The following is a 20,388-nucleotide window of genomic DNA, read 5'->3' on the forward strand; positions in this document are numbered from 1 at the left end:
GCTGTGTTACCCATAATAGTAATAATAATTCCGGCAGATTTCCTGAAATATGATTTGATGCCCTTTCTCGTTCGGATGAAGACCTTCTGACATGCACATGCTGCGGAAAGCGGGATTATACGGGTCGATGAGATCAGTATCAAACAGATCGGCATATGGTACAGAGAGGAGTGTGCAGGCTTCTTTTTGGACTTTCACATAGTCAGCCAGCTTCAGGCCCAGTTTATTTTTATCAGTATCACGGCGGACGATTTTTCCTTTTGACATTTTGGCTTGTCTCGTTGGGGTCACCACAATGATGCTCGCGCCTTTATTTCCGCTCCGCAGCTGCTGGATCACTTGGCAGAAGCCTCCGTAAAATGTGGAGATATCCTTTTCATCTGTGCCGATGGGAATGTGGTTGCACCAATCATCATCAGTTCCCTGGACAATGATGACATCATGTCCCTTTGTTTTAAGCGCCTGCTGATAAATGTTATCGCTTCCGTTGTTGCTCATATTAACGCCGCTGACAGACAGATTGGTTATTTCAGCGTTTGTCCGGTCTTTCAGAATGTCACCAAAGCCGTATTCCGCACGCAGCCCCCGGGCGACGCTGTCACCTAAGATCGCGATTTTTGAAGCCTTCCGCAGCCTGCTTATGCTGATGAAGTCAACGCTGATATGCCCGCTGTCCGTGATATGCAAAAGCTTGCTGCTTATGTTTGGCAAAGAGACTGTCTTTCCTTCAGAGTTATAAAAATCCTCATTCAGCTTCATTCGGCGTCATCCCTTCCTTTTTATCCTCCGGCATCTTTTTTGACATAAAAAACGGACACGAACAAACAGCGCCATGTTGTCAGTTCAGTGTCCGCAGATGATGATACTGGATTTTTTATGCAGTTCTCTTGCCATTATAGCAGATCTCCGTTACTTGTAATAGAGTCTGCTGTCAGCATTTAAAACAGCGTTTGCGGGTACGTTTTTGATGAGACCGTCTGCTGTGGGAACGGTGTGTCCGGCGATGCGTCCGTCTTCTGCTGCGGGAACGGTGTGTCCGGTGATGCGTCCGTCTTCTGCTGCGGGAACGGTGTGTCCGGTGATGCGTCCGTCTTCTGCTGCGAGAACGGCGCGAACATTTTTTAGAAACCGGTTCTTGGTATAAATACTCCCCTAAACCTTCTCTTTCCGCAACGGCAACTCCATGTTCAATTTCTTTAACAGAAATAGCGTTCAATTCTGTTCACCTCCCTTTTTCTTTACAACATAACGTATGAAATGAACCCCTCACGTGTATAAGCTTATCTCTCATATGAGCGAGAAATAGTCATTTATACAACAAAAAGACCCGTGGGAACGGGCCTTTTGCAGGCATTTTGCCGGGAACAAACGCAAACTTAAGATCGATCTATTTCTTCCTCTCGCTCTCCGGCTCGGGGTGAATCATTACCTGTGCTTGTTTGAATTCATTCGTAATATCTCTTTCAATGCGGTCACACAGGTCATGCACGTCTTTAATCGTCACGTGAGAGGCTACGACCAGGTGAAAATCAATATACTCCTGCGGGCCGGAGCGTCTTGTACGAAAATCGTGAATTTCAATAAATTCCTGTTGAAATGTTTCAATAATCTTTAAAATTGTTTTTTCTTCCTCTTCCGACAAACGGGTATCAATCAGCGGCGGGAATGCTTCTTTCATTAACTTAAACGCTTCATATATGATATACACCGCCAGCACCATACCTATAATGGGATCAAGTATGTACCACTCCGTTACGGTAACGACCAAAAGGCTTGCCGCTACGCCTAATGATGTGTACACGTCAGTCAGTAAATGCAGGGCATTTGATTTCATTGCCACGGAATTAACCTTTTCGGCTTCTCTTTTTACGAACTTCGAAACGATCAAATTAATGAGAGCCCCCGCAAGCATCACAACAATTCCCAATACAGGCAGATGAACCGGCGCGGGGTTGACCAGTTTTTGAACGCATTCATATATCATCCAAATCCCTGCCGCAAAAATCAGAATCGTCTCGATAGTCCCCGACAGATTCTCGACTTTTCCATGACCGTACGGATGCCCTGTATCAGCCGGCTTTTTTGAAATCCTGACGGAGATAAAGGCAATGAAGGCGGCGATCAAATCTAAAAAAGAATGAATGGCTTCAGAAAGTATCGCGACAGATCCGGTTATGATCCCCACCACTATTTTGAGCATGACGACCAGGGAATTGCTTATAACCGATAAAAAAGCGATTTTTGAGGTGTTTTCCACCGTGATCCTCCTCTTTTTAACTTCTTGAATTTATCGTATCAAACGCATTCGTGTGGGTCTACGGCAACGTTTTTCACAAAAGCCATACATGTAACTCACCATAAACTAAGTTGGAAAGCGACAAAACAGGCGCACCTTTCTTTCAGCACTCAAGTCCCATTGACAAGATATAACCGCTTACATTATAGTAGTTTCATGAATAACCACTACGGAGGATGTTTATGGAGGATGTTCTGAAAGAATTACAGAAGTTTGGATTTTCTCAATATGAATGTAAAGCATATATCGGCTTGTTGAAACACTCGCCTGTTACCGGATATGAAATCAGCAAAAGGTCAGGCGTCCCCCGCTCAATGATCTATGAAGTATTGGGGAAATTAGTTGATAAAGGCGCTGTCCATATTGTGCCGTCTGATCCGGTTACATATGCTCCGCTTGCCGGAAAGGAATTAATCGACCGGCTCCGGCACGATTTCGAGAGCTCATTCGGCTACCTTGAGGAAAAGTTATTGGCACTGGAAAGCGAGCAGGAGATGAATGTCATCCGCCGCATCAGCACGAATGATCATGTCATCAATGAGATGAAGGATATGATTGAAAAAGCCGAGGAAGAGTTGTGGCTGTCTGTCTGGGAACAGCAGATTCCCTTTATTCAAGAAGCCGCTAACAAACGCGCCGCCGAACAATTGCCCGTCTTTTCGATTGTGTTCGGCCCTCCGGAAGTGAAGCTCGGAAATACGACAAATCATAATATGTCTCCTGAAGTGGCGGAGAAACGGATGGGCGGAAGATTAACGATAGCTGCCCGCGATAATAAAGAAGTCTTAATCGCCAATTTTTCTCCGCAGACGAATGCCTGGGCCATTAAATCAGAAGATCCCGCTCTCGTTCTCGTGGCCATGGAATATATGAGGCACGATCTGATGTTCGCGGAGCTTGTGAAAGAAGTCGGGGCTGAGAAAGTTGAAGGCCTGATGAAACAAAACCATTCGTTATTTCATGTCGTCACCGGAAATCGGTTCATATAAATGTGAACCGTATTTTCTTTGATTTTTTCATTAGTCGTTATCATTATAATCTCTATGAAAGGAGTATAAAAAATGATTAACACAGAAGTGCAAAAAACCGCCGTTTCCCGGGAAATGAACGATACGTTTTTACAGGGGGTGCGGGATTGTGTGCCTACGCTGCTGGGCTATATGAGCATCGGTTTTGCTTTCGGCATCGTTGGCGTTGCCTCTCATCTAAGCATTCTTGAAATTTGTTTGTTATCTTTGTGTGTCTATGCCGGCGCCGCCCAATTTATTATTTGCTCGCTCCTTGTTTCCGGGAGTCCGATTTCCGCCATTATTTTAACGACGTTTATCGTCAATCTGCGGCACCTTCTGCTGAGCCTGACCATCGCGCCGTATTTCACGAAATACTCTTTGGCGAAAAATATCGGCTTCGGGGCTTTGCTTACTGACGAATCTTTTGGAGTAGCGGTGAACAAAGCGGCTCAGAACGGCAGGTTATACGATAAGTGGATGAACGGCCTCAATATAACCGCTTACATGTGCTGGGTTATTTCCTGCGTGATGGGCGGGCTTCTCGGACAATGGATATCTGATCCTTACGCGCTCGGCCTGGACTTTGCTTTGCCCGCTATGTTTGCGGCGCTGCTTGTGCTGCAATTGCAATCGTCCGCTTCGGAAAAGCTGAAGCACAGCCTCTCCTTAATTCTCTATATGATCATTTTTATGGTCTTGTTATCGTATTTCGTCCCGTCACACATCGCGGTCATCGTCTCAACCGTGATTGTGGCAACGATCGGGGTGGTGACGGACAAATGAGCATCAGCACACAAATGATCTGGATTATACTCGGCTGCATGATTGTTACACTTGTGCCGCGCATTGTTCCGTTTATATTTGTCCGGAACATTCAGATGCCTGAGTTGGCTTTAAAATGGCTCTCCTTTATTCCGCTTTGCATTTTGACGGCTCTGGTAACGGAAAGCATGATTGTGAAAACAAACAGCGCTTTGACCTTTGATTGGAAAGCAATGATCGTTCTCATCCCGACATTGCTTTGCGCGATGCGGACAAAAAGCTTATCCATCACGGTCATCACAGGAGTCGTGCTGATGGCCGCCGTCAGGCTGATATGGTGACAATCAAAAGCCTCCATTCCGCAGAATGGAGGCTTTCCCTTTATGATGTCGGATTTTCTTCTTCCGTCTCTGATTCCTCGGCTTTGGCTTCGGCGTTTATGCTTTGCTGCTGTTCCCAATGATCCCGCTGCAATCTTTCTTTTGCGATGGTAAACATGAAATTCACGGCGCAGCACCCCTTCCCTGTTTTGCTTATACTATGTACTGTACTCATTTCCCCGTGCAGTATTCACAAAACATAAAAAAGCAGCCTGCCGCATTGAGCGGCCGGACTGCTTTTTATTTTCAGTACGTGATCAGGAAGTATTTTTTCTTTCCGCGGCGCAGTACGGTAAATTGATCTTCAATGCGGTCTTCCGCAGTCAGAAGATGCCCGATGTCCGTCTGGCGCTCGCCGTTAATGTAAACAGCTCCGTTTTGAATGTCTTCGCGGGCCTGCCGTTTTGAAGGCGACAATTTAGATTCCACAAGCACGTCTACTAAAGACAGTTCTTCAGAGCGGTCTTTTTCAAACGAAGGTACATCTTTAAATCCTACCTTGACGTCTTGAGCGGAAAGCTCTTTAATATTGCCGCTGAACAGCGCCTGGGAGATATGAACGGCCTGCTCAAGCGCTTCGCGGCCGTGTACAAGAACAGTCACCTCTTCAGCGAGACGTTTCTGCGCTTCTCTTTTCTCAGGAGCCGTCTCCGTTTTTTCAGCATAAGCTTCAATTTCCTCTTTTGATAAGAAAGTAAAGTATTTTAAGTATTTGACGACGTCACGGTCATCTGTATTGATCCAGAACTGGTAGAATTCGTACGGCGATGTTTTTTCTTTATCAAGCCAAATGGCGCCGCCTTCCGTTTTGCCGAATTTCGTGCCGTCAGCTTTTGTGACGAGCGGAATGGTAAGACCGAAAGCTTTCGCCCCTTCTTCTTCTGATTTTCTGATCAGTTCAAGACCGGCCGTGATGTTGCCCCACTGGTCACTGCCTCCGATTTGGAGTTTGCAGTTCTTTTCTCTGTACAGATTCAGAAAATCGTAGGATTGCAGGATCATGTAGCTGAATTCCGTGTAAGAAATTCCGGTTTCAATTCTTGAGCTTACAGTATCTTTCGCAAGCATGTAGTTAATTCCGAAGTTCTTTCCGACGTCGCGGAGAAATTCAATGATGCTCAGCTTTCCGATCCAGTCAAAGTTGTTCGCTATGACAGCGGGGTTTTCTCCGGCCTCGAAATCTAAAAATCGGGAAAGCTGATTTTTAATTTTTTGCGACCATTCGACAACGATATCCTGAGTATTTAACGTACGTTCCGCTTTTTTGCCGCTCGGATCGCCGATCAGTCCCGTCGCGCCGCCTACAAGCGCAATCGGATGGTGGCCTGCAAGCTGGAAACGGCGCAGTGTCAATATCGGCAGAAGGTGTCCGATGTGCAGGCTGTCAGCCGTCGGGTCAAACCCTGAGTATAAACGGATTTTTTCCTCGTTCAGCTGTTTATTCAGTCCTTCTTCATCCGTCATTTGCTGGATTAAGCCGCGGAATGATAAATCCTCTAATAAGTTAGTCATTTTGTCTGCTCCTTTGTTTATGAAAATAAAAAACGCCCCTTCGTTTAAAACGAAGGGACGATATAATCGCGGTACCACCCTACTAATAAAAGCATAAAAAAGCTTTTATCACTCTTTTTGATAACGGACCGTGTCCGTTCTTTCACTACTGAAAGCCTTGGAATGGCTTTGTTCGCAAAAGCGGTTCATGAGTGTATTCGGCATATCTTATGTGCTGATTTTCACCGGCCATCAGCTCTCTTGAACAATCAGATACCCTACTTGTCTCAATCAAAACCTTTTCGTATGAAGCTTACTCATTTTTAACATAAATAAGATACGATGTCAACGCCGGCTTTAATCTTCCATTGTGGACAGGTCGCCTGCCGGCAGGTTCAGCTCCCACGCCTTCAGCACACGTCTCATGATTTTTCCGCTCCGTGTTTTCGGAAGTTTATCTTTGAATTCAATTTCCCGCGGTGCGGCATGCGCGGCAAGCCCCTGTTTTACAAAGAGGCGAATGTCCTCCTTCAGCTGATCGGATGGCTCATGCCCTTCTCTGAGCGCGATAAACGCTTTAATAATTTCTCCCCGGACAGGGTCCGGCTTTCCAATGACGCCGGCTTCGGCAATCGCCGGATGTTCAACAAGTTTGCTTTCGACTTCAAACGGGCCGACGCGCTCGCCGGATGTCATGATGACATCATCGACTCTGCCTTGGAACCAGAAATAACCGTCTTCATCCATATAAGCAGAATCTCCGGAAACATACCAGCCGCCCGGCATGAAATAAGAATCATATTTCTCTTTGTTGTTCCAAATGGAATCCATCATCGACGGCCAGCCCTTTTTAATGGCGAGATTCCCCATTCGGTACGGCGGAAGCTCATTTCCCTGATTGTCAACGATCGCCGCTTCCACTCCCGGAATCGGTTTCCCCATTGAACCCGGCTTGATCTCCATGCAAGGATAATTGCAAATGAGCTGTCCGCCCGTTTCTGTCATCCACCACGTGTCGTGGATGCGCTTGCCGAATACTTTATGTCCCCACTTGATGACCTCGGGGTTCAAAGGTTCTCCGACACTCAGGACGTGACGAAGTGAAGTAAGGTCAAATTTGGATGCCATTTCATCTCCGGCGCCCATAAGCATTCTGAAAGCCGTCGGAGCGCTGTACCAGACGCTGACACCGAGCTTCTCAATTGTGCCGTACCAGTTTTCCGGACTGAATCTGCCGCCGACAATCACATTCGCCGCTCCGTTCAGCCACGGCGCAAATATCCCGTACACCGTCCCGGTCACCCAGCCCGGGTCCGCAGTGCACCAGTAAATATCGTCTTCTTTAAGATCAAGCACCCACTTGCCGGTCTGGTATTGCTGAATCATGGCTTCATGAACGTGGAGCACACCTTTGGGCGTTCCGGTAGATCCTGATGTGTAGTGAAGCAGGTAGCCGTCTCTTCTGTCCATCCATTCAATATCAAGTCTCGTGCTTTCTCCCTCAGCCGCTTTATCATAATGGATGATTTTATCTCCCGCTTCTTTGCTGCCGCCGACAATGAAAATATGCTCGAGGTCGGGCAGGCTGTCCGCCGGAATCCGTTCGGCCAGTTCAGGTGTCGTCACGACAACCTTTGCCTGGCTGTTCAAGAGGCGGTCTTTGACGGCGCCTTCCATAAACGCTTCAAATAAAGGACCGGCGATCGCACCGATTTTAATTGCGCCGAGCATGATAAAGTAAAGCTCCGGCGAACGCGGCATGAAAATAAAAACGCGGTCCCCTTTTTCCACGTTTCCATACCGTCTCAGTACATTTCCCGCCCGGTTCGATTCCTCCATCATTTCTTTAAATGTGTATTTTTCATCCCGGTTTGCGTCCTTGTAATATAGCGCTACTTTGTTTTTTCGAAATGATTCGGCATGACGGTCAATCGCTTCGTACGCCGCATTCAGCTTCCCCGTCTGATGCCAGGAAAACGCCGCTTCGACCTCTTTCCAATCGAAGCTGCGGTACGTTTCCTCATAATTTCGCAGATGATAATTCCCCTTTTCCGCCGGCAGCGCTTTCAAATTCATGCAACATCCCCCTTTGCTTATCTATAGACTAATTATAGTAGATGTTCACAGTTTTCTCAATTTTTAAAATATAAATTACAACACTATTGAAAACGCTTTATATTTTGTTATGCTTAAAAGAGATGTGTTTTTATTAAGAACCGACAGGCGGTGAATCAGTGAAACATCATAAAACGTACCATTCTTCATCAATTCAGACAGCAGCCGGTCCTCTTTTAGTAGAAGGGCCCGTTCCTCCAGAGGACCTAGCACAGTATGAGTTTCATGAAGGCCTGACAGCCTTTCGCCTTCCTCATGAACAGCACAAAGCGTTAATCGAGATCGCCGGGCTTCCTGAAGGTCGGATCATTATTGCCAGGGACGGACAGACGATTATCGGCTATGTGACGTATTTATATCCTGATCCGCTTGAACGGTGGTCTGACGGAAATATGGAAGACCTCCTTGAACTCGGGGCGATCGAGGTCGCTCCCGGCTACAGGGGCTGTTCTGTCGGAAAAACTTTGCTGACAGTCAGCATGATGGATGAACAGATGGAACGGTACATCATCATGACGACGGAATATTACTGGCATTGGGATTTAAAAGGAATGAAAAAAGATGTGTGGGAATACAGAAAGATCATGGAAAAGATGATGAATGCCGGGGGTCTTGTCTGGTTCGCAACGGATGAACCGGAAATCAGTTCTCATCCGGCCAATTGTCTGATGGCCCGCATCGGCAGGCACGTCAGTCAGGAGTCAATTGAACAGTTCGACAGGCTTCGTTTTTATCAGCGATTTATGTATTGACTGACATACAAAGGGGATAAAAAGATGATTGCAGAACAAATCATGAAACGGGACGTCATCACCGTCTCAAAACACGACTCCATTGAAACAGCCGTCCGTAAAATGAAGACATATCATATCCGCCATCTCCCTGTCATCGACGACGAGCTGCACGTCATCGGTATTGTCACAGACAGAGACATTAAACAGGCCGGCCCCGGCAGCTTTGAACAAAAGGAACGCGGCGCATTTCTGACAAACAAAGTGGAGACCATTATGAAGCGGAATGTCATCTGCGCCCATCCGCTTGACTTTGTGGAAGAAATATCCGCTTCCTTTTATGAGCACGGCATCGGCTGTCTGCCGATTACGGTAAACCATAAGCTGACGGGCATTTTAACGAAAACCGACGTGCTCCGGACTTTCGTCAGCCTGACAGGCGCGGCCCAGCCGGGATCACAGGTGGAAATCCTGGTGACGGATATGACAAAAAGCCTTGCTGATCTCAGCTGCATGTGCCGTGATCTTCAGCTGCAAATCCTGAGTGTGCTCGTCTATCCCCATGATTCCGCCGGGTCGAACATTCTCGTCTTTCGGGTGAAGACGATGAATCCGCTCCCTTTTATCCGTGCCGTTCATGAAGCCGGATACAATGTCTTATGGCCGAAACATTCGAGGGATCAGCCATGAGAGACAGCGTTTTTGTTTACTCGCCTTCTTATCAGACGTATCAATTTCATCAGGAACATCCGTTCAATCAGCGTCGTGTGCTTTTAACATACGATCTGCTTCAGGCGGCGGATGCGTTTGACGAAGGAGATATCGTCACACCGCGCACGGCCGCTAAAGAAGAGCTGGCTCTCGTTCATACGGAGGATTATATACAGGCGGTGGAACTAGCGGGTGCGGGCCGGCTCCCTGCCGCAGAAGGAGAAAGCTACGGTCTCGGAACGGAAGACACCCCCGTTTTTGCCGGCATGCATGAAGCCGCGTCACTTCTGGTGGGCGGCACCTTAACGGCGGCTGATTATGTCATGACGGGACAAGCCAGGCACGCCTGCAATTTAGGAGGCGGCCTTCACCACGGCTTCCGCGGCAGGGCCTCAGGCTTTTGTATCTATAATGACAGCGCCGTGGCCATCCAATACATCCAGAAGAACTACGGGGCAAAAGTGTTATACATTGATACAGACGCCCATCACGGCGACGGCGTTCAATTTACGTTTTACGACAGGTCTGATGTCTGCACTGTTTCTTTTCACGAGACTGGGCGTTATTTATTTCCCGGGACGGGACAGGTACTGGAAAAAGGAAGCGGGCAAGGCTACGGCTATTCTTTTAACATTCCGCTGGACGCTTTCACAGAGGATGATTCCTTTCTTCACGCTTACAATACGGCCGCCTCAGAAATCGCGGCTTTTTTCAAGCCGGATGTGATTCTTACCCAAAACGGTGCGGACGCCCATTATTACGACCCATTGACACACCTGTCCAATACAATCTCCATTTATCAGGAGATCCCGCGGCTTGCTCATTCATTAGCCCATCAATATTGCAGCGGCAGATGGATCGCGGTCGGCGGCGGCGGATACGATATTTGGAGAGTCGTCCCGAGAGCATGGAGCCGCATTTGGCTTGAGATGAAAGGGATTGATCCCGGGGAACGCATACCGCAGAAATGGATTGATAAATGGCAGAAGCACTCCCCCTGCACGTTGCCCGCTTTTTGGAGTGATCCTGAACAATTATATCCTCCGATTCCCCGCAAAGAAGAAATTTCAGAAAAAAATGCCCAAACCGTGGAAAAAGCACTTTTTGCCATCCGGTCTGAGCAGCGGTATAAAACAAAATAAAAAACGACCTTATGAGGAGGTCGTTTTTTTGATCACAATTTCTACACGGCGGTTTTCTTTCATATGTCCGGGACTTTTGTTGTCCTTCACAGGTTTCGTATCCGCATACCCGGCAGAGATAAACCGTTTGGCGGAAAAGTCTTCATTCGCGGTAAAATACCGGATCACACTCGCCGCTCTTGCAGACGACAGCTCCCAATTTGACGGAAATTGATAGGTGGAAATCCGGCGGCTGTCCGTATGGCCTTCTACCTGTATGTCATTCGGAATTGTTTTTAAAAGCACCGCGATCTGATGCAGAACCGGCTCGGCGTTTTTCAGCACATCCGCTTTTCCTGTCTGAAACAGAACGGCCTCCTGCAGCACCAGAACCACTCCGCGCTCATCGCGCTTCGCCGTCAATTTCGAACTCAAATGATGCGCTTTTATGTATGTCTTCACGTTTTGCAGGAGCAAATCCTGTTCTTTATTTTCATTTGCTTTGTCTGATGACGCCGGTTCACCCCCGCTGCCGTTTGTATGAATTGATGAAACGGCAGATTGAAATTTTTCCGCGTCTATTTGCGACATCGAAAAAAGCAATATAAAGAACACGAGAATGAGCGTGATCAAGTCAGCGAACGTCACCATCCATCTCGGCGAACCGCCGGAATGTTCCGGTTTGTTTCTTCTTTCAAAACGCTCTTTTCTAAGCTTCATGGACAGCGCCCTTTTTCTTGTTCGCAGGCTGTCCTTTACGCCAGTCTTCTCTTGAGCTGAAGACAACGAGCTGACTTTCGAGGTTGCGGGGATTTTTGCCCGATTGGATGCCGACAACCCCTTCGATCATGACCTGTTTGATGAAAATTTCACTTTCCGTTTTTTCTTCAAGCTTTGCCGCAATTGGGATAAATACCAAGTTGGCAAGCAGCGCTCCGTACAGCGTCGTCAATAGCGCAACAGCCATGTTCGGTCCGAGGGTATGCGGGTCATTTAAGTTTTTGAGCATGAGAACGAGTCCGACGAGCGTCCCGATCATTCCCCAGGCGGGTGCGAAATCACCGGCTTTTTCAAAAACGCGTCTTCCTTTTCTGTGTCTTTCTTCCATCGCGGCGATCTCAGAATCCATCACCAGCCGGATCGTTTCCTCGTCCCAGCCGTCAATCGCAAGCAAAAGGCCTTTTTTTAAAAACGGATCCTTGATCTCACGCGCCTGGTCATCCAGAGACAGAAGCCCCTGCCTGCGCGCCTGCTCCGAAAGGCTGACAAATACTCTGACAAGCTCTTTCACATTGTCATCCTGACGGGAGAATACCTGTTTCAGAACAGAAGGGGTTTTCTTTAAATCCCTCGGCGGAAAGCTGATAAAGATCGCCGCAGCAAGGCCGCCTGTGACGATTAAAAAAGAAGTCAGATCTAAAAATGAACTGATTCCCGCCAGTCCCGTCCCTGACAGAATACCGATTGCGACAATAATACAGCCTAACATAAAGCCAACGGGCGTCAGATAATCAAAACGTTTCATATCTTCTCCTTACTCAAGTAAAAAAGCAAGATTCCACCCCTCAGAGTGAAGCTTGCTTTTCCGTTTTTTTATGACTTGGTTGATTGTCTTAATTCGATGCGGTGAGGCAATTCGACGATCTGCTCTTCAACCGGCTCTTTGTTCATCAGTTTTGTCAAAAGTCTCATCGCCACGGCGCCGATATCGTACGTAGGCTGCACGACTGTTGAAAGCTGAGGGCGGACCATCAGGCTCAATCTCGTATTGTCAAAACCGATAATATCAAGATCATCAGGTATCGAAAGACCTTGATCTTGGGCCGCATGGATAATGCCGAGGGCCATTTCATCCGTCGCAGAAAGAATCGCCGTCGGTTTCCGGTCAAGGCCCATCAAGCTTTGAAGCGCCTCCATACCGGAATCATAGGTGTAATCGCCTTCCGCTACGAATTGCTCGTTAAACGGAATCGCCGCTTCTTCAAGCGCCCGTTTGTACCCTTGCAGTTTTTTCGAACGGTTGATCGGCTCTTGCATCGGTCCGGAGACGAATGCAATATCGCGATGCCCTTTATCAATGAAAAGCTTAACGGCATCATAAATCGCCTGTTCGTAATCAATGGCGACAGAAGGCGTCTCGCCCTGTTCTTCCACTGATGCCGCCAAGACGATCGGCACAGGAGAGCGCTTAAATTCTTCGACATGCTCGTCCGTAATGTTGCCGCCCATAAATACGATACCGTCCACTTGTTTGCCCAGCATCGTATTTAACAGATGCAGTTCTTTCTCAAGATTTTGGTCCGAGTTGCTTAAAATAATATTATATTTGTACATCGTCGCGATATCTTCAATTCCACGCGCAAGTTCAGAGTAGAAAATGCTTGAGATATCAGGGATGATGACGCCGACCGTAGTCGTTTTTTTGCTTGCAAGCCCTCTTGCCACCGCATTCGGGCGATAGCCGAGCCGATCAATGGCTTCCAATACTTTTTTTCTGGTCGTCGGTTTTACATTCGGGTTGCCGTTCACGACGCGGGAAACAGTCGCCATACTGACATTTGCTTCTCTGGCCACATCGTATATCGTAATGTTGCTCACTGAAACCACTCCTTTTACTGGATACACTTATCCTTATCTATAGCATAAACACTTTATGTAAAGAAATGTCGTACGATTTCGCATTCTGTCGTTTATGATTGTAAGCGTAAGTCAGTAGTGTACATTATTTTTCATTATTCATCAAATTTAAATATCTCTCATGAAATTATACACGTTTTTCCCAGTGATGAAAACGTTCACTTTCATTTTATAATTAAATAAAATGAAGATACGAAAAAAAGCCGCGCGAGGCGGCCTTTAAAGAGCGAAACGTTGTATTATGCTTTTACTTTCAGCATTGGCTTTAATTCGTTCAGCCATTTCTCGAATTCAGGTATATCCATCTGCTGCGCAGAGTCTGAAAGGGCAACGGAAGGATCAGGGTGAACTTCGGCCATCACGCCGTCAGCGCCGATCGCAAGCGCCGCTTTTGCTGTCGGAAGCAGGAGATCGCGGCGGCCTGTTGAGTGTGTGACGTCAACAAACACCGGCAAGTGAGTTTCCTGTTTCAAAATCGGCACGGCAGAAATGTCGAGTGTGTTTCTCGTTGCCGTTTCGTACGTTCTGATACCGCGCTCACAAAGAATGATTTGGTCGTTTCCTTGTGACATGATGTATTCAGCTGCATTGATGAACTCTGAAATTGTTGCGGCAAGACCGCGTTTTAACAATACCGGCTTTTTAACGGAACCGGCGGCTTTCAGCAATTCAAAGTTTTGCATGTTCCGCGCGCCGATCTGAATGACGTCAATGTAATCAATCGCTTGCTCAATGTGGGCGGGCGTTACGATTTCACTGATCACCGCGAGGTCATATTCATCAGCGACGCGTTTAAGAATTTGCAGGCCTTCTACGCCGAGACCTTGGAAATCATACGGACTTGTGCGGGGTTTAAACGCGCCCCCGCGCAGGATTTTAATGCCTTGTTTTTTCGCTGCGGCCGCTACTTCGGCAACCTGCTCATAGCTTTCTACGGCACAAGGTCCGACGATGAATCTCTGATCGCCGTCACCGATTTTTTCACCTTTAATGTCAACGATCGTATCTTCTGCTTTTTTCTTCCGGGAGACGAGCAACGCTTTGCTGTGATCCTCTTCTTGAAGTTCAAGTCCGGCTTTGAAAATTTCTTTGAAAATATGCTGGATCGTTGAGTTTTCAAATGGGCCGTCATTGCTTTCAATAATGCGGTTAAGCATTGTACGCTCTCTGACAGGGTCAAATCGGTTGACACCCTGTGCTTCCTTTGCTTTACCGATTTCTTTTACAACGGCTCCGCGTTCATTGATTAATTTAAGGATTTCTAAGTTTAGTGCATCTGCCTGCTGTCTTAGGCTCTCTAATTCCTTGTTGCTCATCTTTTTCATCCCTTCTATGCTATGTTTTATTTTAATGGTTAACATGCATCTTACTACAGTTATGCGAAAATAGGAATATGAAATAATAAATTTTTTCACATTCGGCTTTATCACCAAAACGCTTTTAAGCTTTTATGCGTTGAAGTGGTATATATTGATATCCTACATGATCCGGCTGAAATGATCAATAGTTTTTTTCAAAAAAAAACCGCCGGTATCAACCGGCGGCCAGCAATTATGAAAGGTGCTGCTCTATTGCGTTTTTTGTGATTTGTGAATGAGACGCGTGCCATTTCACTTCGCCGTTTGCAATGACGAATACTTGCGGGCTTTCATGTTTCACGCCGTATGTCTCGGCGATATAGTTTGAAAGCGGCCGGCTGTCCTGCACCTGCAGGTAATAAGAAGGCACTTCCGAATGCGCCGATGCAAAGGCGTCAAACTCCTGAAACGCGGCTTGGCTGATCGGGCAGGTTGTGCTGTGTTTCAAAAACACGAGCGTGTTTTCTTTCTCAGCGGCATTTTTGAACTCTTCCTCAGACGATATCAGCTGTTTTGTCATGTCGGTTATCTCTCCTTATTGAAGATCAGCGATTTGCCTGACCGGCTTTTTCCCCGGCGTCTTCCGCTTCGGCCTTGATGCTTTGGGCCGTGTCCTGCATTTCGCTTCTCGTCTCTTCGGCTTTCTCGGTTAGTGTGCTCTTAGAACGGTCTTTTAAATCCTTGACTTTATTCATAATCTGGCCTGACTGATCAGCTACCAGCTGGGTGATATTAGATGTTTTGTCTTTGGCGATGCTGACATATTGAGAGCCTTTTTCTTTCGCGTCGGCCGTCATTCTGTCCGTCTTATCCTTTAACGCAGAAGCCTGACTGCCGAGATCGTCGCGCAGCTCCTTACCTGATTTAGGCGCCAGAAACAACGCCGTTGTCGCGCCGATAATTCCCCCGATCAGCGTTCCGATTAAAAAATCCTTACTATTGATTCCATCTTTGCTCATTATGATTCCTCCTTAGTGGATTTTTCTTATGATTAAAGCGATGTTTTTTTCTTTTGCTTCCACTTGTCCCATATTTCCATAGCGGCCTGGCTCCAGGTGACAACCTGACTGATCTTATCCTGATTCTCTCTTACAGAGGCCGTAACGGAACCTGCTGCCTGCTTTATGGATGTATTAAACTGCTGGACGGAAGTTCCCACTTCCTGGACAGCATGGACAACCGTATTTAATTTCTCTGATTTTTCCTGAATGTCTTCCGCGAGACGGTTTGTCTTATGTAACAGCTCGGTTGTCTCTGCGGTAATGCCTTTCATCTGCCCTTCAAGGCCGTCTAAAGTCGAGGCAACGTTTGTTAAAGTCATCTGCACGGACTTTAATGTTTTGGACAGATAGATGACGAGGATGAGAAATGCAACGGCAATGAGTGCGACGCTTAAGTAAAGAATGATGATCATCTAATACCTCCTTAATGCAGGATATAGTGGTATATACCCAATTCTTAAAATGATAAACATATATGAAAGATCTGTATGTATACTATTTCTCCGTTTCTCGGTAAATCCCTTTGCAGCACGCGCAAAAAAGCAGTGAGAGCCCCACTGCTTTTTCGTTACGCTATGACGTTTTCATAGGCTCTCATATATTTTTGAATGTCTCCGGCGCCCATGAAGATCAGCACTGCGCCTTCATGCGCTTTTAACACGGATGTGTCATTTTCTTCAATGAGTTCTGCGTTAGCGATTTTTTCCTGAAGATCCGTGATCGTGAGCTTGCCGACGTTCTCGCGGGCAGAGCCGAAAATGTCGCACAGATACACGCGATCGGCCGCGCTTAAACTTTCTGCGAATTCATCCAGGAATGATTGCGTCCGTGTAAACGTATGCGGCTGAAATACCGCGATGATTTCACGTTCGGGATATTTTTGACGCGCCGCCTCAATCGTGACTTTGATTTCAGTCGGATGGTGGGCGTAGTCGTCGATCAGTACCTGGCTGCCGATCACTTTTTCATTGAATCTGCGTTTGACGCCGCCGAATGATTCAAGTCCGCGCTTAATCATGTTCACGTCTATCTCTTCATAGTGGCAGAGCGCAATAACCGCTAAGGAATTGAGGACATTGTGATGCCCGTATGCCGGGATGTAGAACGTATCGTAAAACGTATTGCGGACAAAGACGTCAAATGTCGTGCCTTCCGTATTTTTCACGATGTTTCTCGCTTGAAAATCATTTTCTTCTCCCGTGCCGTAATAAACGACAGGCACATTGGCGTGAATTTTCGGCAGGTACTCGTCATCACCGCAGGCAATGATGCCTTTGTTGACTTGAAGCGCCATGTTTTGGAAAGCATCAAACACATCGTCAATGTTGGCGAAATAATCAGGGTGGTCAAAATCAATATTCGTCATAATCGCATAATCAGGCTGATAGCTTAGAAAATGACGGCGGTACTCGCAGGCTTCAAATACAAAGTATTCGCTGCTTTCATTTCCTCTGCCCGTTCCGTCCCCGATAAGAAACGAAGTCGGCTTCGCCTGCTGCATCACGTGTGCCAAGAGGCCCGTTGTGGACGTCTTGCCGTGTGCGCCCGTTACCGCGACACTTGTGTATTTTTTCATATATTCAGCTAAAAATTTATGATATCTGATGACAGGAATCCCTTCAGCGAGCGCCTTTGCGATTTCCGGATGAGAATCAGGGAATGCGTTTCCGGCGATTACCGTTAAGCCGGGTTTGATGTTATCGGCGCTGAACGGATAGATCGGGATATTTCTTTTTTCAAGGGCAGCCTGAGTGAAAATCTGCTTCTCGATATCCGATCCCTGCACCTGATACCCTGTATCATGCAGGATTTGAGCAAGCGGGCTCATACCTGTCCCTTTTATTCCAACAAAATGATAAACAGTCATAATCGTACCTCCAACAAACGTCTATCTGTTCCCCAGTATATGACGCTCATTTCATTTTGCGACCGCCGCGGGCGAAAAGCCCGCACAGCGGCGCTTCCATTTATTTTTACGTTATCGTCAGTATCTGTAACTTTCTTTTTGATTAAACCTGCCGCATGATATTTCAGCGCGTGACAGTGATGCAGTTTTGATGGTCCATCCACTATCATACCATGTTTGTGAGAAAAATGAACGATATTCTTATTCTTGAGCAATGTCAGCGGCCGTAATCAGCACTTCACGGGGTTTGCTGCCCTTCGCTTCTGAGATCATGCCTTCGGCTTCCATCATGTCAATCAGCCTCGCGGCGCGGTTATAACCGATTCTGAACCTTCTTTGAAGGCTTGAGGTGCTGGCACTGTTTTGCTCCACGACGAATTGGCACGCCTCAGGAAACAGTTCGTCTTCTTCCTTAAGGGCGGTTCCCTGCCTGATCAGTTCTTCCTGTTCAAACAAATAAGAAGGCGGCAGCTGCTTTCTGACATGAGAGACGACGCGGTCAATTTCTCTGTCGGATACAAAGTTGCCCTGCAGGCGCACCGGTTTTCCGGTACCGTTTTCCCAGTACAGCATGTCGCCTTTTCCGAGCAGCTTTTCCGCTCCCGCCATGTCGATGATCGTTCTGGAATCTACCTGGCTTGAGACGGAGAATGCAATCCTCGTCGGTATGTTTGCCTTGATCATTCCGGTAATGACATCGACAGACGGACGCTGTGTCGCGACAAGCAGATGAATGCCGCAGGCTCTCGCTTTCTGCGCGATTCTGGCAATGCTTTCTTCCACATCGTTCGGCGCGACCATCATTAAATCGGCAAGCTCATCAATGACCACTACGAGGTACGGAAGCTTTTCGCCTGTCTTATGATCGGCGGTTAATTCATTAAAGCGGCCGATATCTCTCACACCCGAATGGGCAAACAGTTCATATCGCCGTTCCATCTCTTCCACAACCCATTTTAACGCGGCGGTCGCAGCTTTGGCGTCCGTGATGACGGGGCTGACCAAATGCGGAATTTGGTTATAAGGCGCAAGCTCGACCATTTTCGGATCAATCAGAAGCATTTTGACATCACTCGGATCCGCCTTATAAAGCAGACTGACCAAAATGGTATTGATGCAGACGCTTTTTCCCGATCCTGTCGCACCCGCTATCAACCCGTGCGGCATCTTTTTCAAATCAATGACGACCGGGTTTCCGGAAATATCGACACCGAGCGCGGCTGTAAGCGGAGACGGATTCGTCCTGAAAGCGGCGCTTCTGATCATCTGCCTTAAATCGACGACTTTGCTTACGCGGTTCGGAACTTCAATGCCGATCGTGTTTTTACCGGGGATCGGCGCCTCAATCCGAATATCCTTGGCAGACAGGCTCAGTTTAATATCATCTGCTAAGTTTGTAATTTTGTTTACTTTCACTCCGGGCTCAGGATGCACTTCAAAACGTGTGACGGACGGGCCTTGTGTGACATGAACGACTTGGGCGCGCACATTAAAGTTTTTCAGCGTAACGTTTAAAAGCTCGCGCTGTTCTTCAATCCACGATTGGTCGTCATGTCTTTGCGCCGGCGGTACGTCCAGAAGCGACAGATTCGGAAAGACATAGCTCGCTCCGCCCTCTGGCGTCTTCGCCTGCTTGTGTTTATCGCTTTTAAGCATCATGACGTTAAACGGAACATTGCGCTCTTTCGGCCGCTCCGCTTTTTTCACAGTCTGAGGCTGTCCTTGATGCTCCGTTTTTTCTTCGGCAGGCCGGGACGGGGCATCGGCCGTCTCGATGCTTGCAGGTTCAGGCTCGGGGTCTGAATGCCGCGTGACTTCATTGTACTCAGGCTGCGAGTCTGTTTCCTGTTCCGCGTCGGTTTCAGCTGATTCGGGCTTGTCTTCAGACTGCGGCTGAACCTCCTCATCGTATCCGGGTTCTGTGTATGTATACACCGTTTCTTCTGCGGTTTCAAAAGGCGGTGCTTTTTCCGGCTCAGGCTCCTGATATTCCTCCTGCGGCGCCGCTTGTTCCTCTGTGTTTTCAGCCGTTCGGGATTCTTCATACTCAGGCTCTTTAATAGGCTGCGGGCGGGTTTGTTCATGCTCTTGTTCTTCTGTAAAGCCGGCAGACTCCGCGCTTTCCGTGTGCTCCCGCTCTTCAGTCTGCTGCGGTTCTGCTGCTGCAAACACTTGCTCTTTTGCATTCTCAGCCTCGGTGTGAAGCTCCTCTTTTTTAACGGCCGGGATTTCTTCCGTTTCTTGTTTCGCAAACGGTTCTGGCCGGTCATTCGTCTGTTTTGTTATGCCGGATGTTGTGAAGACGGGCTCTTTTTCTGTTTCCTGGCCGGCTTTTGGCGGAACAAATTGCTCCTCTGAAAGCAATGTTACGTTCTCTTCACGCCGCTTTTCGGAATTAGGCGCTTTTTTTATGCTGTGCTGAGATTGAAAGCCGTAAACCGGTGAAGGAATGGATGACGGTTTAAAGGGCTTTTTCACCGTTTCAGGCTCTTTATGTGTATGCTGTTTCCGCTCGGTTTGCTCCTTCCCGGCGGCATAATCCCGGGACGGCTGGCGGCGTTCGTGCCTTTCCCGCTGTCTTTGGTTTTGCTCCGTTCGCTTATAGCCGTCCGGAACGACGGGGAAGCGGAAATTCCCTTTCGGATATTCGTAATATATTTTAGGATCTTCCATGCGCGTGAATTTGCCTTCTGGCTGATCCGGTATCTGCTGTTTCGGGATTTGGGCATGCGTGTTTGGTTCACGTTCATGCTCTTCTTCTTTTTCACCTAAAAATAAGTCAAAAAATTTATTCAGCCAACTCATGTTTAATCACTCTCTAACTCCCTTTTTAGTAGTCTGGGACGATATTTAGTATACCATTGCCGGG

At 47.5% G+C, this 20,388-nt stretch carries 21 protein-coding genes and 1 other annotated feature; of the genes, 6 read left to right on the top strand and 15 right to left on the bottom strand.

What is annotated here, in order from left to right; all coding sequences use genetic code 11:
- Nucleotides 1-6: 6 nt before the first annotated feature.
- The 3 genes from NYE62_RS14855 to NYE62_RS14865 all read right to left on the bottom strand — a co-directional run bounded on the left by NYE62_RS14855 (nt 7) and on the right by NYE62_RS14865 (nt 2,257).
- A complete protein-coding gene (locus NYE62_RS14855; RefSeq protein WP_095352853.1) occupies nt 7-759 on the bottom strand; it encodes an SGNH/GDSL hydrolase family protein in 753 nt (250 codons plus the stop codon).
- Between the two features lie 179 nt (nt 760-938).
- A complete protein-coding gene (locus NYE62_RS14860; protein WP_342497025.1) occupies nt 939-1,118 on the bottom strand; it encodes a hypothetical protein in 180 nt (59 codons plus the stop codon).
- 269 nt (nt 1,119-1,387) lie between these two features.
- On the bottom strand, nt 1,388-2,257 hold the full coding sequence (locus NYE62_RS14865; protein ID WP_014418648.1) for a cation diffusion facilitator family transporter: 870 nt from the start codon (nt 2,255-2,257) through the stop codon (nt 1,388-1,390).
- A 221-nt stretch (nt 2,258-2,478) separates the two neighbouring features.
- On the opposite strand from NYE62_RS14865, the gene NYE62_RS14870 reads away from it, so the two are divergent.
- The 3 genes from NYE62_RS14870 (at nt 2,479) to NYE62_RS14880 (ending at nt 4,409) form a co-directional block, all read left to right on the top strand.
- Nucleotides 2,479-3,285 carry a helix-turn-helix domain-containing protein gene (locus NYE62_RS14870; RefSeq protein ID WP_007408765.1) on the top strand — a complete coding sequence of 269 codons (807 nt, stop codon included), beginning with the start codon at nt 2,479-2,481 and terminating at the stop codon, nt 3,283-3,285.
- 72 nt (nt 3,286-3,357) lie between these two features.
- Nucleotides 3,358-4,089 carry an AzlC family ABC transporter permease gene (locus NYE62_RS14875; protein WP_003152395.1) on the top strand — a complete coding sequence of 244 codons (732 nt, stop codon included), beginning with the start codon at nt 3,358-3,360 and terminating at the stop codon, nt 4,087-4,089.
- On the top strand, nt 4,086-4,409 hold the full coding sequence (locus tag NYE62_RS14880; protein ID WP_007408767.1) for an AzlD domain-containing protein: 324 nt from the start codon (nt 4,086-4,088) through the stop codon (nt 4,407-4,409). Before NYE62_RS14875 ends, NYE62_RS14880 begins: the two co-directional genes overlap by 4 nt.
- A gap of 40 nt (nt 4,410-4,449) precedes the next feature.
- Here NYE62_RS14880 and NYE62_RS14885 read toward each other — a convergent pair whose 3' ends face one another.
- The 3 genes from NYE62_RS14885 to acsA form a co-directional block, all read right to left on the bottom strand.
- A complete protein-coding gene (locus tag NYE62_RS14885; protein WP_007408768.1) occupies nt 4,450-4,575 on the bottom strand; it encodes a hypothetical protein in 126 nt (41 codons plus the stop codon).
- Nucleotides 4,576-4,694: 119 nt separating this feature from the next.
- Complete coding sequence (gene tyrS, locus NYE62_RS14890; RefSeq protein WP_007613147.1) at nt 4,695-5,960, bottom strand: tyrosine--tRNA ligase; 1,266 nt, start codon at nt 5,958-5,960, stop codon at nt 4,695-4,697.
- A 50-nt stretch (nt 5,961-6,010) separates the two neighbouring features.
- Nucleotides 6,011-6,243 (bottom strand) — a binding site (T-box leader).
- 53 nt (nt 6,244-6,296) lie between these two features.
- The gene (gene acsA / locus NYE62_RS14895; protein ID WP_007408770.1) at nt 6,297-8,015 is read right to left on the bottom strand and encodes an acetate--CoA ligase; all 1,719 of its coding nucleotides are present in this window, start codon (nt 8,013-8,015) and stop codon (nt 6,297-6,299) included.
- Nucleotides 8,016-8,173: 158 nt separating this feature from the next.
- On the opposite strand from acsA, the gene NYE62_RS14900 reads away from it, so the two are divergent.
- The 3 genes from NYE62_RS14900 to NYE62_RS14910 are packed head-to-tail and all read left to right on the top strand — an operon-like array spanning nt 8,174 to nt 10,638.
- Nucleotides 8,174-8,806: a GNAT family N-acetyltransferase gene (locus NYE62_RS14900; RefSeq protein ID WP_015240397.1), complete on the top strand. Its 633-nt coding sequence runs from the start codon at nt 8,174-8,176 to the stop codon at nt 8,804-8,806.
- Nucleotides 8,807-8,830: 24 nt separating this feature from the next.
- Nucleotides 8,831-9,475 (top strand): acetoin utilization AcuB family protein, encoded by a 645-nt coding sequence (locus NYE62_RS14905; RefSeq protein ID WP_342497026.1) that lies wholly within the window; start codon nt 8,831-8,833, stop codon nt 9,473-9,475.
- Nucleotides 9,472-10,638 (top strand): acetoin utilization protein AcuC, encoded by a 1,167-nt coding sequence (locus NYE62_RS14910; RefSeq protein ID WP_043021714.1) that lies wholly within the window; start codon nt 9,472-9,474, stop codon nt 10,636-10,638. Before NYE62_RS14905 ends, NYE62_RS14910 begins: the two co-directional genes overlap by 4 nt.
- A 9-nt stretch (nt 10,639-10,647) precedes the next feature.
- Here the strand turns inward: NYE62_RS14910 and motS are convergent, their stop codons facing one another.
- The 9 genes from motS to NYE62_RS14955 form a co-directional block, all read right to left on the bottom strand.
- The gene (motS, locus tag NYE62_RS14915; protein WP_003152387.1) at nt 10,648-11,337 is read right to left on the bottom strand and encodes a flagellar motor protein MotS; all 690 of its coding nucleotides are present in this window, start codon (nt 11,335-11,337) and stop codon (nt 10,648-10,650) included.
- Nucleotides 11,327-12,142, bottom strand: coding sequence for a flagellar motor protein MotP (gene motP, locus NYE62_RS14920; protein ID WP_007408775.1), 816 nt, complete (start codon nt 12,140-12,142; stop codon nt 11,327-11,329). The genes motS and motP overlap by 11 nt, the downstream gene beginning before the upstream one ends.
- A 68-nt stretch (nt 12,143-12,210) precedes the next feature.
- Nucleotides 12,211-13,215, bottom strand: a complete 1,005-nt coding sequence (gene ccpA / locus NYE62_RS14925) for a catabolite control protein A (protein WP_012118209.1) — start codon at nt 13,213-13,215, stop codon at nt 12,211-12,213.
- A 278-nt stretch (nt 13,216-13,493) separates the two neighbouring features.
- Nucleotides 13,494-14,570, bottom strand: coding sequence for a bifunctional 3-deoxy-7-phosphoheptulonate synthase/chorismate mutase (locus NYE62_RS14930; protein WP_003152383.1), 1,077 nt, complete (start codon nt 14,568-14,570; stop codon nt 13,494-13,496).
- A 235-nt stretch (nt 14,571-14,805) separates the two neighbouring features.
- Nucleotides 14,806-15,132, bottom strand: a complete 327-nt coding sequence (gene ytxJ, locus NYE62_RS14935; RefSeq protein WP_007408776.1) for a bacillithiol system redox-active protein YtxJ — start codon at nt 15,130-15,132, stop codon at nt 14,806-14,808.
- 25 nt (nt 15,133-15,157) lie between these two features.
- A complete protein-coding gene (locus tag NYE62_RS14940; RefSeq protein WP_003152380.1) occupies nt 15,158-15,571 on the bottom strand; it encodes a YtxH domain-containing protein in 414 nt (137 codons plus the stop codon).
- Between the two features lie 32 nt (nt 15,572-15,603).
- Nucleotides 15,604-16,026 (bottom strand): DUF948 domain-containing protein, encoded by a 423-nt coding sequence (locus NYE62_RS14945; protein WP_007408777.1) that lies wholly within the window; start codon nt 16,024-16,026, stop codon nt 15,604-15,606.
- Nucleotides 16,027-16,181: 155 nt separating this feature from the next.
- Nucleotides 16,182-17,480: a UDP-N-acetylmuramate--L-alanine ligase gene (murC, locus tag NYE62_RS14950; protein ID WP_015418019.1), complete on the bottom strand. Its 1,299-nt coding sequence runs from the start codon at nt 17,478-17,480 to the stop codon at nt 16,182-16,184.
- A gap of 240 nt (nt 17,481-17,720) precedes the next feature.
- Nucleotides 17,721-20,324 (bottom strand): DNA translocase FtsK, encoded by a 2,604-nt coding sequence (locus tag NYE62_RS14955; protein ID WP_095352851.1) that lies wholly within the window; start codon nt 20,322-20,324, stop codon nt 17,721-17,723.
- Between the last annotated feature and the right edge of the window lie 64 nt (nt 20,325-20,388).

This window comes from Bacillus sp. FSL K6-2861 (assembly GCF_038630725.1).
In the GTDB taxonomy this organism is placed as follows: domain Bacteria; phylum Bacillota; class Bacilli; order Bacillales; family Bacillaceae; genus Bacillus; species Bacillus velezensis.